This window comes from Paenibacillus whitsoniae (genome assembly GCF_003955665.1).
In the GTDB taxonomy this organism is placed as follows: Bacteria; Bacillota; Bacilli; order Paenibacillales; family NBRC-103111; genus Paenibacillus_E; species Paenibacillus_E whitsoniae.
Window position 1 is genome coordinate 18816 of sequence record NZ_RXHU01000015.1, and the last position, 14694, is coordinate 33509.

Annotated in this window: 9 protein-coding genes; 1 reads left to right on the forward strand and 8 read right to left on the reverse strand. The window is 57.5% G+C overall.

Annotated elements, in window-relative coordinates; all coding sequences use genetic code 11:
- Positions 1-2: 2 nt before the first annotated feature.
- Together EJQ19_RS04845 and EJQ19_RS04850 are read right to left on the reverse strand one after the other, a co-directional pair.
- A complete protein-coding gene (locus tag EJQ19_RS04845) occupies positions 3-1385 on the reverse strand; it encodes an aspartate aminotransferase family protein (protein ID WP_126140357.1) in 1383 nt (460 codons plus the stop codon).
- 46 nt (positions 1386-1431) lie between these two features.
- Positions 1432-1695, reverse strand: coding sequence for a YokU family protein (locus EJQ19_RS04850; RefSeq protein ID WP_164716320.1), 264 nt, complete (start codon positions 1693-1695; stop codon positions 1432-1434).
- Between the two features lie 103 nt (positions 1696-1798).
- Between EJQ19_RS04850 and ablB the strand changes: the two genes are divergently transcribed.
- Entirely contained in the window at positions 1799-2662 is an 864-nt protein-coding gene (gene ablB, locus EJQ19_RS04855) for a putative beta-lysine N-acetyltransferase (RefSeq protein ID WP_126140071.1), read from the forward strand.
- 38 nt (positions 2663-2700) lie between these two features.
- Here the strand turns inward: ablB and rpoN are convergent, their stop codons facing one another.
- The 6 genes from rpoN to EJQ19_RS04885 all read right to left on the reverse strand — a co-directional run bounded on the left by rpoN (position 2701) and on the right by EJQ19_RS04885 (position 14293).
- Entirely contained in the window at positions 2701-4221 is a 1521-nt protein-coding gene (gene rpoN / locus EJQ19_RS04860; RefSeq protein ID WP_164716321.1) for an RNA polymerase factor sigma-54, read from the reverse strand.
- Between the two features lie 384 nt (positions 4222-4605).
- Positions 4606-8247, reverse strand: a complete 3642-nt coding sequence (locus EJQ19_RS04865) for a hypothetical protein (protein ID WP_164716322.1) — start codon at positions 8245-8247, stop codon at positions 4606-4608.
- A 114-nt stretch (positions 8248-8361) separates the two neighbouring features.
- Positions 8362-10629 carry a glycoside hydrolase family 30 protein gene (locus EJQ19_RS04870; RefSeq protein ID WP_126140074.1) on the reverse strand — a complete coding sequence of 756 codons (2268 nt, stop codon included), beginning with the start codon at positions 10627-10629 and terminating at the stop codon, positions 8362-8364.
- A 60-nt stretch (positions 10630-10689) separates the two neighbouring features.
- Complete coding sequence (locus EJQ19_RS04875) at positions 10690-12405, reverse strand: extracellular solute-binding protein (RefSeq protein ID WP_126140075.1); 1716 nt, start codon at positions 12403-12405, stop codon at positions 10690-10692.
- Positions 12406-12453: 48 nt separating this feature from the next.
- Entirely contained in the window at positions 12454-13323 is an 870-nt protein-coding gene (locus tag EJQ19_RS04880; protein ID WP_126140076.1) for a carbohydrate ABC transporter permease, read from the reverse strand.
- A gap of 13 nt (positions 13324-13336) precedes the next feature.
- A complete protein-coding gene (locus EJQ19_RS04885) occupies positions 13337-14293 on the reverse strand; it encodes an ABC transporter permease (RefSeq protein WP_126140077.1) in 957 nt (318 codons plus the stop codon).
- Positions 14294-14694 lie beyond the last annotated feature (401 nt).

The following is a 14694-nucleotide window of genomic DNA, read 5'->3' on the forward strand; positions in this document are numbered from 1 at the left end:
GGCTACGTCACCTCCGTCATGGAATCGGGATCGCCATCGCCCGGGGCGGTGGGGGCGCCCAATTCCTCCATCACCTCGCGAATCGCAGCCTCCAGCAGCTCCGCGAGCAGATCCAGCTCCGCCTCCGTAATCACCATCGGCGGCGCTACCAAAATCGCATCCCCGACGCCATCGATGGCGCCGGATGCCGGATACACGAGCAGCCCCTTCTGCAAAGCTTTCTCGATCACCCGAGAAGTCAGCCCTGCGGCTTCGGGAAACGGCTCTTTCGTTGCGCGGTCCCGCACGAATTCAATGCCGAGCAGCAGCCCTTTGCCCCGGACATCCCCGATGATCGGGATGCCGCCGGCCAACTGCTGCAGCTTCGCGAGCAGGTAGCGGCCCCGGTCGGCCGCCTGCTGCACAAGCCCATGCTGCTCGATGTAGCGCAGCACCGCCAGGGCCACCGCCGCCGACTGCGGGTTGGCGCTGTACGTATGGCCGGCCATGACGCTGCGCGAGCCTTGCAGGATCGGCGCCATGACGCGGTCTTTGACCATCGTCGCCGCCATCGGCGTGTAGCCGGCGCTCATGCCTTTGCCGAGCGCGATGAGATCGGGCTCGACGCCGTCATGTTCCATCGCAAACATGGCACCGGTGCGGCCGATGCCGGTCATCACCTCGTCGGCGATGAACAGCAGTTCGTGACGCTCGCAGATTGCCTTGATGCGAGCGTAGTAGCCGGGCGGCGGCGTGAGCGCTCCCCCGGCGGCGCCGACGATCGGCTCGGCGATGAATGCGGCGATATGCTCGGCGCCGATGCGCCGAATCGCCGTCTCGAGATCGTCCGCGCACGCCATGCCGCAGGACGGATACGAGCTGTGCAGCGGGCAGCGGTAGCAGTACGGCGGCGCGACGACCGGAAAGTCCTCCAGCAGCGGAACAAAACGGCGCCGGCGCAGCGTATGCCCGGACATCGACAGCGCCCCCATCGTGATGCCGTGGTAGCTCATGCGGCGGGAGATCACTTTGTTTTTGCCGTGGCGTCCTTGCTCCTGCCAGTGCTGAATGGCGATTTTCATCGCGGTTTCCGTCGCTTCGGAGCCGCTGCCCACAAAGAACGACCAATAGTCTTGCCCGGGCGCCAGATCGCTTAATTTGGCAGCCAGCGCCTCAGCGGGTTTGCTCGTAAACTGAGAACGGTACACGAAGGACACCTTGCCCGCTTGCTCCTGCATCGCGTCGATGATGTCCTGCACGCCATGCCCGATTCCTGCCGTGATCGCGCCGGAGGAAGCATCGAGGTAAGCTTTGCCGTCCTCATCATAGAGAAACACGCCTTGGCCGTAAGCGATTGTCGGGTATTTGTGTCCCAAAAGCGGTTTGATTAAATGCTCGCGCTGCATCTTATGGTCACCTCCGTGTTGATCTCCATCCGGATGCATGCTTGCGTTATTTGAGAAACCAGTTCTGTACCCGTGGCGCTTTCATGAGCGCCGAGTAGCTGAACACGCTGCCCAGCGCAGCGACGTCATGCCAATAAAGCTTTTCCTCGATCAACTGGGAGGTCGCTTCCAGCACGTAGGTGCCGCAGGCCGGGCACTCAATCGCGGGGACCTCTGTGATTTGGACTGCCTTTTTACCGTCGGGCAGAATCCAGTAGCAATCTTTTACGCTCTCGTGTGTAGCTTCGGCATCGCACCAGACACAAGGCATGGCGGGGCCTCCTTTCAACTTTTTTTCAAGGTGTGACTGCTTCTTTCGATTCCATATGATGCATATAACCATGATAGGAAGATGGAGGGAGTGGGTGTGCCCAATGTCCATGGAACGGCGCGGATTTGTGAACAAGGTGGAGCACGGAAGGGATTATACGGTCAGCTTTTGCCTGGACTATACGAATAAACGGCTTCGGGTGGACGATTATCATGGAAATGTGGATCGGATGTATGCGCGCGTGGCGGAAAAAGCGCAAGCCCTGAAGCTTACGAAGGTGTTCATCAAGTCGCGCGAGGACGATTGGCGAAAACTGCTGTCCAAAGGGTGCATGCTCGAAGGAATTTATAAGGGCTATTTTCTCGGCAGCGATGCTTACTGTATGGCGGTGTACTACGACCGAGAGCGGCACACCAGCGATTATTGGATGGAAGAGGATGCGATTCTCGGCAAGGTGCTTGAGCTTCCCCGCAAAACGCAGCGCCCGCCGGTGCCCGAGCGGTTTCAGCTCAGACTCGCCGACAAGTCCGATGCGGAGCGGCTTTCGGAGTTGTATCACACTGTTTTTCAAACGTATCCAACCCCGATGAACGATCCTCACTATGTGACGAAAACGATGGAGGGCGGCACCATTTATTATTTGGTGGAATGCCAACGACAGTTGATTAGCGCCGCCTCCGCCGAGGTGAACACGATCTACGCCAACGCGGAGATGACGGATTGCGCGACGCTCCCGGCCTACCGGAGTCAAGGGCTAATGCGCCTTTTGCTGCACGCCTTGGAAGATGAATTGATTGCACAAGGCGTCTCTTGTGCCTATTCACTTGCAAGAGCGCTTTCTTTCGGGATGAATGCCGTTTTTCATCACATGCAGTTTACGTATTCGGGGCGGCTCACCAAAAACTGCGACATCTACGACAAGTTCGAGGATATGAACCTGTGGTGCAAAACGTTAAGTACCCCGTGACAAACGTATAGCCCTTAGCGGTTTCGGATTGCAGGCGCCTATAGGCGCCTTCTTAACGTGGAAGGCGGGATGCCGAGCTCCTCGCGGTATTTGGCTACCGTTCGCCGGGAAATGCGGATGCCTTCTTGCCGCAGCAGCTCCGCTAACTGCTGATCGGAATAAGGAAAAGCGTAGTTCTCTTCGAGAATACGGGTTTGTATTTGTGCTTTTACGGAAGCGGATGAAGCCGTGTCGCCCACATCTGTCTGCAAGCCGGAAGCGAAAAAGGATTTGAGCTCCTTGACGCCCCACGGTGTCTGTGCGTATTTGCCCGACACCGCTCGGCTGACGGTCGATTCATGCAAACCGAGCCGATCGGCGATCTCCCGCAGCGTGAGTGGCTTTAGCCCAGCCGGGCCTTGACGCAAATAGTCCGCCTGCTCTTCGGCAAGCGCCCGAGCCACCCGCAGAATCGTGTCTCTGCGCTGCTCCAGGCTGCGGAGAAACAGGCGCGCCGTGTTCCACTTGCCCTGCACGAATGCGCCCGCTTCGTCATGGGCGGGGGCGTGTAGCAGCCGCTCATAATCGCGGCTTAACGAAAGCCTGGGCCATGCTGCCGGGCAGGCATAGACCGCAATGCCAGCATCGTGCGGCTCAAGGATCACTTCCGGCACGATGTAAGGCGTAAGGCCGGCGTGGTGAAACCTGGCGCCCGGCCGTGGATGGAGGCGCTTGATCTCGTTAAGCGCCGTTTGCAGCTCTTGCGGCGGGGTGCGCAACCTCGCCGCCAACATCGGCAGCGGACGCTTGCCGATGTCAGCCAGGTGGCAGCGGATAAGCTCCGCAGCCAGCGGCCGGCTGCGCTCCTGCACCTCCGACAGTTGCAGGAGCAGGCATTCTTGCAGGCTGCGCGCGCCAACGCCGGGCGGATCCAACTTGTGCAGGACGGCAAGCGCCGCTTCGACCGCCTCCTGCGCTGTCCGCAGGAGACTTGCCGCCTCCTGCACCGAAAGCGTGAGGTAGCCGCTCTCGTCCAGGCTGCCGATGAGGAAGCGCAGGATGCGAGGCAGCGGGGGCGGCAGCTCGGCTTGCGGGAGCAGGCTGAGCTGCTCGCTCAGATGCCGCTCGAGCGAGCGGTCGTTCGCTGCGGTATGGAGCAGCGGGTCGGCGGCATTTGCGCCGGCAGTGGCGGCAGCGGAGTCACGCCCCGCCCGGCGTAGGGCCCGGCTGCCGCCTGGCAGCCCGCCGAAATCACCCCCTCCGGCGTAGTCCAGCACCGGATTCTTATTCACTTCCTGCTGAATCGCCTCCAGCAGCTCGAGGGTCGAGAGCTTGAGCAGCGTGATCGTCTGACGCATATACGGCGACAGACGCAGCTTTGCCGAGGGCTGCTGGAACATGCCGTACCCGGAGCGCATGCGCATCAGTCCTTTTTCGATGATGCTACTATGTATATTCAGGTGGAGGTGTAAAAATAGCTGACGGGATACGGGGAATGCAGAGAAAGACGTCAATTGCCGGGGACATAGGACATTTCCGCCAGACAAAATCAAGCAAGTTAAGGGACTATGCGTGTCCATGAACTGGAAAACCTCCAGTTCATTTTGCCTGAAAACGGCTCCCGTGTCAGCTATACTGGAAAACCTCCAGTTCATTTCAGTCCTTTTCGGAGGATGGCTGCTTAACGGCCAAATGTACTGGAAGAAATCCAGTTCAGTACCCGGACTTCGGCCAAAATGCGAAAATGTACAGGAGAAATTCCAGTTCATTGGATGAGTGGCCGTAGGCGGACGGGTTGGGCACGGCGATAGCTAAGCAGTGGAAAATCAGCGGAGGCGAACACGGCCACCCTCACAAAAAAAGACACCCTCCCCCGCCCAAAGGCAGAGAAAGGTGCCTGCATCGAATCGACTGCGTCCAACCTATTGTGTCCGACCTACTGCGTCCGACCTACTGCGTCTGACCTACTGCAGCGTCACTTTCACATCGTTCAGCCACAGATTGAAGCCTGTCGTGCTGTCCGCCGTTTTGAACAAAACGCGGTCAAGCCCTGTAAAGCTGCTGTTCGTAAACGCCTGATTCATCAGCTTTGGCACACCGTCCAGGAAGGCGTCGAACGTACGAGCATCGACGTCGATGACAAGCTTAACGCTGTACCACGTATTGGCCGAGATGGCGCCAAGCAGGATTTCGTTGCCCCCGCTGTCCTTGAAGGCGAGTCCGCCGGCCGAAGAGGAATCATAGATTTCAATGGCGCTGTCAAGGCCGTTCGAGACGAAGAAGCGCGTCCACTTGCCGACAGCGTCCTGCTTGAATTTGTACTCCACAGTTACGGTACCGTCCAGCTTGCGGTCAAAGTCGCGCGTTGCCTCCACATGATCCGTGGACAACGTATCCGTGCACTTGAAGGAGCTGTTGCCGCCGCCGGGCGTGGAGGTATCGATTTTGCAGGTCTGCGTGCTGTCCGCGCCTGTGACGGTCCAGTCGAGCACCTGAATGTTTCGCGTGCCCACGGTGGTCAACGGGTCCCCGGCCAAAGCACCGTTCGGGTAGCCGTCGAATGTGTCTTTAATGACGGCCTGACTCGTGCCGCCCGGTGCGGTGATGCTGACGTTGTCCAAGTAAGCCGTCGTCGTCGCTGTGTTGGAGGCAGCCGTCATCACGCGCATCCGGTCAAATTGCGGCACCGCACTCGTGAAGGTCGGCGGGGTTGCAGGCGATTTTTTAACGCCGTCGATCCACACCTCGAAGGTCTGCGTCGCCGTATTGGCTACGACCTTGATGTCGTAGTTCGTGCCCGGTACCAGCGTCGCCAGCGTGACCTTGCTGCCGTCCGGCTTGGCGTAAGCGAAGCCAAACACATCGGTGTCGTACAGCTCAATGCCGTTTGTACCATTGTTGCTGAGCAGGAACCGATTCCAGCTGCCGACCGACGTCGTCCGGTTGTACTCGAACTCCCAGGTGACGGTGCCGCTGGCCGGCGCGATTTTACGTTCGAGCGTCGCTTTGCCTGCCTGCACGGTGTCGTTCAGGCGCAGTTTCTGCGCCGTGCCGTCCAGCTCTACGGTTGCGGTCACGCCGGAATCGGCGGCAATCGCCCAGTTCGGCGGCAACTGTCCTGGGCTTACCGTACCGAACGTATCATGGATGTACTCGTAATCCATCTTGCCGATCGTATTGGCGCCGCCGATCACTTCCACGGCATCAATGCGCACAAAATTGTCGATGGATCCTGTGGCGTGAGTGCCCTTTGGGACGATTGTGATCGTGTGATTACCGACGCTTAATCCGGATACCGTATAGATCGCCCGGCGGTCCTCCTTCTGCGGGGCATACGTATCGATGGTCGCATCCGGCGTTGTGCTGCCGTCGAGATAGACGTCCGCTTGGCCGCCGTCCACATCACGCGTCCCCAGCACGATCGCCGTCGTGCCGTTGAAGGCGAACTGCATTTTATCGCCGGCCGTGCGAGAGCCGACTTGGGAGCGATAGTAGTTCTCGTAATCCGCAGCGACATATTCCCAGGCGCCGACATACGTAATCGCCGGGTCTTCGTTATCGTAACGCCCAACTTCGACCTGCGTGGAGCTGTCGATCTTGCGAATGACGAGATTATCAAAACGCGCAGCGTTGTAGCCGCTGCCAAGCTGAACTTGCCCGCTTGGGAAATCGGTATCTGTTACACTCGCGAGCTGCGTGACGCTGCTTGGGTTCGATACGGGATTGATAAACGCCTTCACATTCGTCCCATTAAATCGCAGCTTCATCGTGTACCACGTATTTGGTGCAAAACCACTGTACGTGCCGGAAGCCAGCACACGGGTTCCCGCCCTTAGCTGCCACGCCCCATTCTCATGCATCTGGATCTGATAGCCGTCACCCGGCACATCCGAGCCTTCGTCCGCAATCGTCTTTCTGTTGTGATTGACACGCCCTCCAACCATCACATAGCCGGTAGAGCTGGTCAGTTTCACATCGGACTGCACTTCGTAGTTACGCCATTCCGGGCTGCCCATAATGGAGTAAGGCTCCGGCGTAGAACGATATTTCCAATCAAGCGGTTTATTAGCAGCCGTAATTTTCTGCTCGAGCACTTTACCGCTGCCCTCCGTCGCGACTTCAAAAGCGCCGCCTTGATCGGAGAAGTAAACCGGCTCCTTGCCAACGCTGTAAGCGTCGAAGTTATCCGTGTAGTCCGTCGTCAGCGGGAACGCCTCGGAGGACGGATTCGTGTAGGAGGCTGTACCTTTTTGCTGGCCTGTCGTGGTCGTAAACGTATAAATCGAATACGGATCAATCGTCACTGTGAACGAACCGCCGGATGGCGTAATGCTGCTTTGCTGGATGAATTGCGCGCTTTCGGTCGTTTTCCACGGACGAATCGTCCCTGTCGACAGTCCGCCGGACAAATTGAACGTGTACTCCCTCGGCGTCGCACCCGTGTTCAGCACGATCAGGCTCCAGTTGCTCGAGGCCGGGTCCTTGAGCATCATATAGCCGCCACGGTCATCCGAGTAATTGCCGCTGTTGATATACTTCCATCCGATCTCGGAAAACTGGGTAAAATGCGCAGCCGTCCATAGCCCGGACGTAATCTCGTAGTGTCCCGTCCATGGCGTGTTGGCGACGATCATGCTTTTGTACGTAAACGGGGTATTCGTGTACGCGCTTTCAATACCTGGATGCATCTCGTACTTCGTCATCTTCCCGACGGCATACATGCGAATGATTCGGTTCGCCATGTCGAGCGGGCCTTTCACAAAATCTTTGCGCGAAGGCGCCAAATCCTCGCCATCCCACAGCTTCAGCCCCGTCGCCTGGGCGTTCGCGGTACTCGTCTGATTGTAGTGAATATTCATCGCGACTAACGCGTTCTTCAGCGGGGAATCCGCCACTGCTTTATCGGCGATGAACCAACCGACATTGCTGTCCGCCGCCACGAGACCCACGCTGCCGTAGCCGTCTGCCGTCAAATTCGGCCGCAGCGTGTTCACGACGAAGCTGCGGCTTGCGCCGGTCGTGCTCCAATCGGAGGCTTTCGTGTTTTCATTTTTATCCGCAGAGAGATAGTTGAAATCCAGGCCATAGGTCGCCTTGGCGCCGTCAAGAAACTTCTTGTAGTACGTATAGAGGTCGCTGTCGTTCGAAATCCAGGACGGTGTTCCCCACCGCAGCGCTTCGAGCTCAATCAGCGGATTCAGCGCCTTCGACTGCTGCGCCGCCCACAGATTCGTTCCCCGGGTGATATCAAAATCGGTGGCCGACCGCATATGGCTCGGCTCCGTGCCCGACGACGAGTTGACGTCGCTGCCGATCTCGACCTTCACATGCTGAAGGGAAGCGCCGAACTTCGGCTTGAACAGAAACTTCATCAAATCGTCCCGCTGATTGGCAGGGTAATCCATCAGCAGCTTCGTCATGCCATTGCTAAAGACGGCGCCGACGCCTTCGAACGTGCTGCCGATGTCGGCGCCGTTAATGTTGACGACAGTCGGGGCAGCGGCTGCCGATACAGGGAACAGGAGCGCTCCGCCAAGGCTGGACGCGACAAGCGATGCCGCCAGTACCGCGCTTGACGCGCGAGTAACTGCTTGCTTTTTAAACATGAATTCATCTCCTTTGGATGTGGTAATGATGCTATACAGGAAAAGCAAAAAACACGGCATTCGCACGAACCTCTTACAGCCCATCTGCTCCTTCCGCGTTCCCTGCTCAAACCTCTACTCTAGCAATACTCCTCCTACAACCTCCACGGCGTCAATGTAGACAAATGCGCCCGCCGCCTCCGGATGCCGGATGCCTTTCACGACAAGTCGAACTTCCGTCTCGACAGACGGATCAAGCCCGTGCACGCTCCAAAGCGCTTTGCGGAAGACCGGCTGCGGACGGTACGTATCCACCGTGCCTTGATATTCACCGCCGACATAGATGTCGAACATGCCGCCGCCCGCAGCCTTCTTGCCGATGATGGCAGCACCTTCGCCCCGGAAGCGGAACGTCAGCTCCGCCCCGGCTTCATCGGACGCTGACAATGTGCGCGCGTAGACGTTCCAGTCGCCGTCCGCCCGGTGCCAGCCGCCGGCGTACGTCAACTCGGCGCTGACATCGTCATAGCGGATGCAGTCCACCGCCGCTCCTTCGCGCAGCGGCTCGATGCGCAGCTCGCGAAACGCATGGCGGTGGTAGCTGCTCAGCAGCGCGATCTGCCCGCTCGCGATCTCGCTGTCCGTGAGGGCAAACAGCTCCTCGCCGTTCCAGGCGGCGGAGATCGTCTTGCCTTCCAAGATGAGCTCGGCGGCGTACCACACGCCGGGGACGAGCGCTTCGGTGTCGCCCTGCAAGAGCGGCACCTTGCCCTTCATGAGCTGCCAACGGCCCGTATGCTGCATGCGCAGCCAATACCCTTCCGGCGGCTCGTTGCTCTTGGACGTGTAGCTGACGCGTCCGCACAGGCCGATGTAGCCGGCGCTTGCCTCCAACTGCACCTCCACGCCGACGCGATAGTTCGCCCACTCGAGGCTGCCAAGCAAAGTGTACGGCTCCGGCGTCCGGCGGTACGTCCAGTCGATCGGAATCTGCGCCTCTGTCACCTGCTGGCGCAGCACGAGCCCGCCCTCCGGCAGCGGCCCCCATTCAAAAGCGCCGCCCTGATCCGACGTGTACGCCGGATTGCCGCCGGGACGCCCTGCCGTGAGGCTATCGCGATACGGCAGGGGGAACTCTGTAGACGCTGCGATGCGCAGCTCCTCGTCGCCCTTGCGCTGACCGCTAGTCGTCGTCAGCGTGTAGATCGCATACGGCTCCGCTGTCAAGTGCAGCGAGCCGTCCGCTTCCAGCTGCGCATCCCCCTGCCGAAAGTGCGCGTGCTCGGTCGTAACCCACAGCGCCAGCCGCCCGTCATGCGATGCCGCCAGCTCGGCAGCGCCTTCAATGACGTAGCTCTGCTCGGCGCTGCTGTTATTCAGAACGACGATCGAAATGTCGTTCGTCTCCGGATTCAGCAGCGTCACATAGCCGCCGCTCTCCGTCCGCCCGCAGGCGTCGTCCAGGTACACCCAGCCCGGCTGCATGAACTGCGTGAAGTGGGCGATCACCCAGAGCCCCGGATCGAGCCGGTAATGGCCCGACCACGGCCACGACGCAACCAGGATGCCTTTATAGTTAAAAGGCGTATTCTCGTACTCCGCTTCGAGCAGCGGATGCAGCTCGTACTTGACCATGCGACCGACGACGTACATGTCGATGATCCGCTGCGCGATATTCAGCGCGCCTTTGCTGAAGCTGTGGCGGAACGGCGCCAGATCCTCGCTCAGCCACAGCGGCTTGCCGCTCGTCTGGGCGGTGTCCGTGCTGTCCTGGCGGTAATGCACGCCGTAGGCATGCACCGCCTCGAACAGCGCCGGATCTCCCGCCGCATGATCGGCGATGTCCCAGCCGTGGTCGCTGTCGTCGGCGACCAGCTTGATGTGGCCGAAGCCTTCGCGCTTCAGGCCGGGCGCCAGCGTGTTCACCGTCCAGTCCCGGCTGAACGCGCCCTCGTTGATGTCCGGACCAAGGTAGTCGAACTCGAGACCGTACGTATCCCTCGCCCCGCGCAGGAAATTCAAATAATACGCCAGCTTATCCTCGTCGTTCTGAATCCACAGCGGGGTGCCCCATCGCAAAGCGTCCAGCATCAGCGCGGGATTGATCTTTTTGGCCATCGCCGCAATCGGCAGTCCGTAGCCCCGCGTAATGTCGAAGTCGTCCCGGCTCCGCATATGGGAAGGCTCCGTCCCCGCCGACGTATTCACGTCGGAGCCCAGTTCCACCTTCAAATGCTGCAAGCTTGCGCCGTACTTCGGCTTGAACAGGAGATTCATAATCTCCTGCTGCTGCGCCTCCGGATAATCCATCAGCAGCTTGGACATGCCGTTGCTCGTTATACCGCCGATGCCTTCAAATACGCGGCCATGTCTGCTGTCGGCATAGCGAATTCTTGTCTCCATCGTCCCGTTCCTTTCCGCAGAGGAGGGAGCCTTAGTAAGCTCCCCCTCCGTTACGCCTCTTTATTTTTTAATCTCACTCATAATTTGCTTATATTTCTGATCCTGCTGCTTTGCGATCTCGTACATATCCTTGGCCAGGAACGCTTTATCCTTGTTCTCGTCGTACCACTTGGCCATCCAGTCCTCCACCTGCTTGCCGCCGGCTTTTTCCCAAATCGCAATGGCTTCTTTCAGAGCATCGTCCGTCGTATATTTGTCGCCTTCCACAATCGCCTTCGCCCAGACCGTTCCGTTGCCGGCGCCAACCATCGAATTCACCTGCTTGTCGGTGTTGGCCACAATCGCCGCCAAATCCTTCGGCAGCTGCGGCATATGCTCGGAGTGCGTCAGCTCAGCATAAGGCAGGTCAAACGTCAGATACGTATCACGCAGCAGCTGGTAATAGTCCTGCACGCGCGGATCGCTCTTGTACTGCACCGCCGGCGTGGAGCATTTATTAAAGCGCAGGCCGGTGTTGGTCAGCATTTTCATGTACACCGTGATATCGCTGACTTCTTTCTTGAATTTATCCGCATCAATAATTTGCGGGCAGCCGTCCACGGTTTTGGTATGTGTGCCTTCAATGCCGTTATCCAGCACGTCTGCCGTTGAATCCTTCGCCATGAAGTCGATGTATTTCATAACCGCTTCCGGGTTTTTCGTCGAGGCGGCGATCGCGCCTGTCATTTGGACCGGGTTCTCAAGCGACGGCGTGAAGCGACCAAACGGGCTTGTCGGGAACGGCATAAGCGTCATCGTGGCGGTCGGCACATTCTTTTGCAGCGGATCGAGGAACTGGGTCACAATATCCTGCGGCGTATTGAAGTTCGGCGAGATGATCCCGACTTTGCCGGTGATGAAATCCTGCTTCGCTTTCGCCATGTTTTTATCGTTGAAAAAGTCTTTATCCACGATGCCTTCACTGTACAGCTTTTTCTTAAAATCGGTGGCGACTTTAATATTTTCCCATGCGTACGTCAGCTTGCCATCCTTCACGACCCAAGGCTTGATCGCGTAGAACATCTGATTGATCGTATATTCCATCGAGCCTGCTAAAGCGATACCGTACGTATCTTTTTTCCCATTGCCGTCCGGGTCCTGTTCCGCAAACGCTTTCGCAACCTTGTACAAATCGTCGGTCGTCTTCGGCATCTCCAGCCCCAGCTTCTTGAGCCAGTCTGTCCGGATAATCACCCCGCGCAGCGGATTCACCCATTGAATGTGGCCGACCTCGTACAGCTTGCCGTCCGGCTTCGTTCCGGCTTTGCGGAGCAGCGGATTTTGTTCCAGCAGCTTTTTATACTCTACGGAGTTCTTGGCAATGAGATCGTCGAGCGGCATCAATTGTTTCTGCTCATAGAGCGGGTTGCGGATTGTCGGATCAAACACCATAAGCAGGTCGGGCGCAGAACCGGAAGCGAACATGACGTTCGTTTTTTCTTTAATCTGGGCAAAAGAAATCGCCGTAAACTTCACGTTCTCCGGTCCGTTATCGTTGATCCATTTAGTCCAACGGTTCTGCTCGTTCGTGCCCTCATCCTGGGAGACCCGCCCCGTATCGTAAGCGGTTACGGTAATGTCTTTGCGAGGCTCGGGCGTTTTGGCCGCCGCAGCGGTTGACGCCGAAGATGCGCCGGGCGAGGATTTGGTCGCGTCGTCCGATTTCGAACAACCGATGACGGTAAGGGCCAGCACGGCGGTGGAAGCGAGGGCCAGCTTAACTTTCATATTTCTCATGAATACGTACCCCTTTCATATATGAACGCTATGGAAGCATGGTGAATCCTAACCTTTGACAGCGCCGAGCATGACGCCTTTGACGAAATATTTTTGCAAAAACGGATACAGCACGATCATCGGCACCATCATCACCATCACGCTGGCCGCTTTGAGCGATTCCGGGACGACCTCAACCTGTGCGCCTGTCAGGACGATTTCCTGCAGCAGCTGTTGATTTTGAATCATCTGCTGGACCAGCACGGCCAGATTGTATTTGACGGATTCATTGATATAGAGCATCACATTGAAAAATAAATTCCAATAGCTCACTGCATAAAACAAGGTGATCGTCGCCAACACCGGCTTCGAAAGCGGAAGGATGATTTGCAGCAGCTGACGCCATTGTCCGCAGCCGTCCATTTTGGCCGCTTCTTCCAGCTCATCCGGGATATTCTCGAAGTATGTCTTCACCACCAGCATGTTATAGGTGTTCACCAGCGAAGGAATCCACAGCGCCCAATAGCTGTTTACGAGGCCGAATAATTTCACGATGAGGTAAGTGGGAATCATGCCCCCTGTAAACATCATGGTAAAAATCATCGCCAGTGTAAACCACTTTCTGCCTGGAAAAATTTTTCTCGACAGCGGATATGCCGTCAATACCGTCGCCAGCATGCTGAGCACGACCCCGACAACCGTGATGATCACGCTGTTCTTGAAAGCCGGGAGGATACGGGTACCCTCAAACATCGAGGTGTAGGCATCGGTGTTCCAGCCTTTCGGCCATAAGGTGACTCGGCCAGAAAGAATTTCCTGGGTGTGGCTGAGCGATAGCGACGCAATATGAAGCAAAGGCAATAGGCAGGTGAGCGCGATCAGCCCCAGTAAGGTATAGTTCAGCCCGTAGAACAGGCGGTCTCCGTTGGTTGATTTCATGTTTTCGTTCCTCCTAAAATAGCCCATGCCCGAAGCGCCGAGCCAGCGCATTTGCGCTTACAACAAGGATGAAGCCGACGACCGATTCGAAAAAGCCCATCGCCGTCGTTAGGCTGAACTGCCCGCCTTGCAGCCCTACGCGGTACATGTACGTCGATATGACTTCGGAGACGCTCGCATTGAGCGAGTTTTGCAGGACGAAAACATGATCAAAGCCGATCTCCATCACCTTGCCGAGCTGAAGAATGAGCAGCAGCACAATGGTCGTTGAGATGCCGGGCAGGGTCACATGCCGGATCTGCTGCCATTTGTTCGCGCCGTCGATGTTCGCCGATTCGTACAGGTGCGGATCGATCGATGTGAGCGCCGCCAGGTAGATGATGGCGTTGAAGCCCATCTCTTTCCACACGCCGGAGGCGATGAAGACGCCGATCCAGCTCTTCGTATTGTAAAGGAAGGGGAACGGCTCGCCGCCGGCCAGCTTGATCCAGTTGTTGATCGTACCGGATTCGATGGACAAAATGGATATGATGAGGCCGCCGACGATAACCCATGAGAAAAAATGCGGCATGTACAGGATCGTCTGTACGATGCGCCGGAACCAGAGCCTGCGGGCTTCGTTCATCATAATCGCAAGCGCAATCGGCACCGGGAAGCCGCAGATGATGGTGAGTCCGCTGAGCACGAACGTGTTGCGGATGATCTCCAGCGTCTGAGCCTGCTTGAACAGCGTCTCGAAGTTCGTCATGCCGACCCATGGGCTTCGCAGGATACCATCTGTGAAGTTGTAATCTTTGAACGCGATGATCAGCCCGCCCATTGGCATGTACTTGAACATGATATAAAAAGCAATGCCCGGCAACAGCATGAGGAACAGCGGCAGGCTTTGTTTGGCGCGCAGCAAGCTTTTGCGCCCTAGCGGCTTGGTCTTCGGGATTGTTAGGCTGGTTGCCTCCGAGTTAGGTTGCATCGTCTCTCTCTCCTCTCTGATTTCAATTATACGAATCGCGGGAGGGGAGCGCCTTGAATCTGTTTAGGGAAATCTGGAGGATTCTACTGGAGTGGGGCGAGTTAACGGCTTGTTAAGGGGGGATGGCCCCTCTTAAATTCGAGATTTTGGCTTACTTTTGGCTAGTTAACTAGGGCTGGCCCCTCTTAGCTTGGCGAAATTGGCCGGTTTTGGGGCTTTTTCTGCTTAATAAGTGGGGCTCCCCCCCTTAATTCGAGATTTTGGCTTACTTTTGGCGAGTTAACTAGGGCTGGACCCTCTTAGCTAGATGGGAGGGGGCGTTGCTTTTGAGGAAGGAGTCGTTAGGAGAATTGAACGGCAAAAGCCAGCCCCACAGAACTTACGAGGCTGGCTTTCTACTT

Excerpts from the sequence above, each read along its gene's own strand:
- EJQ19_RS04845 (WP_126140357.1), bottom strand. The coding sequence starts at position 1,385 with ATGCAGCGCGAGCATTTAATCAAACCGCTTTTGGGACACAAATACCCG.
- EJQ19_RS04850 (WP_164716320.1), bottom strand. The coding sequence starts at position 1,695 with ATGCCTTGTGTCTGGTGCGATGCCGAAGCTACACACGAGAGCGTAAAA.
- ablB (WP_126140071.1), top strand. The coding sequence starts at position 1,799 with ATGTCCATGGAACGGCGCGGATTTGTGAACAAGGTGGAGCACGGAAGG.
- rpoN (WP_164716321.1), bottom strand. The coding sequence starts at position 4,221 with ATGGACACGCATAGTCCCTTAACTTGCTTGATTTTGTCTGGCGGAAAT.
- EJQ19_RS04865 (WP_164716322.1), bottom strand. The coding sequence starts at position 8,247 with ATGTTTAAAAAGCAAGCAGTTACTCGCGCGTCAAGCGCGGTACTGGCG.
- EJQ19_RS04870 (WP_126140074.1), bottom strand. The coding sequence starts at position 10,629 with ATGGAGACAAGAATTCGCTATGCCGACAGCAGACATGGCCGCGTATTT.
- EJQ19_RS04875 (WP_126140075.1), bottom strand. The coding sequence starts at position 12,405 with ATGAGAAATATGAAAGTTAAGCTGGCCCTCGCTTCCACCGCCGTGCTG.
- EJQ19_RS04880 (WP_126140076.1), bottom strand. The coding sequence starts at position 13,323 with ATGAAATCAACCAACGGAGACCGCCTGTTCTACGGGCTGAACTATACC.
- EJQ19_RS04885 (WP_126140077.1), bottom strand. The coding sequence starts at position 14,293 with ATGCAACCTAACTCGGAGGCAACCAGCCTAACAATCCCGAAGACCAAG.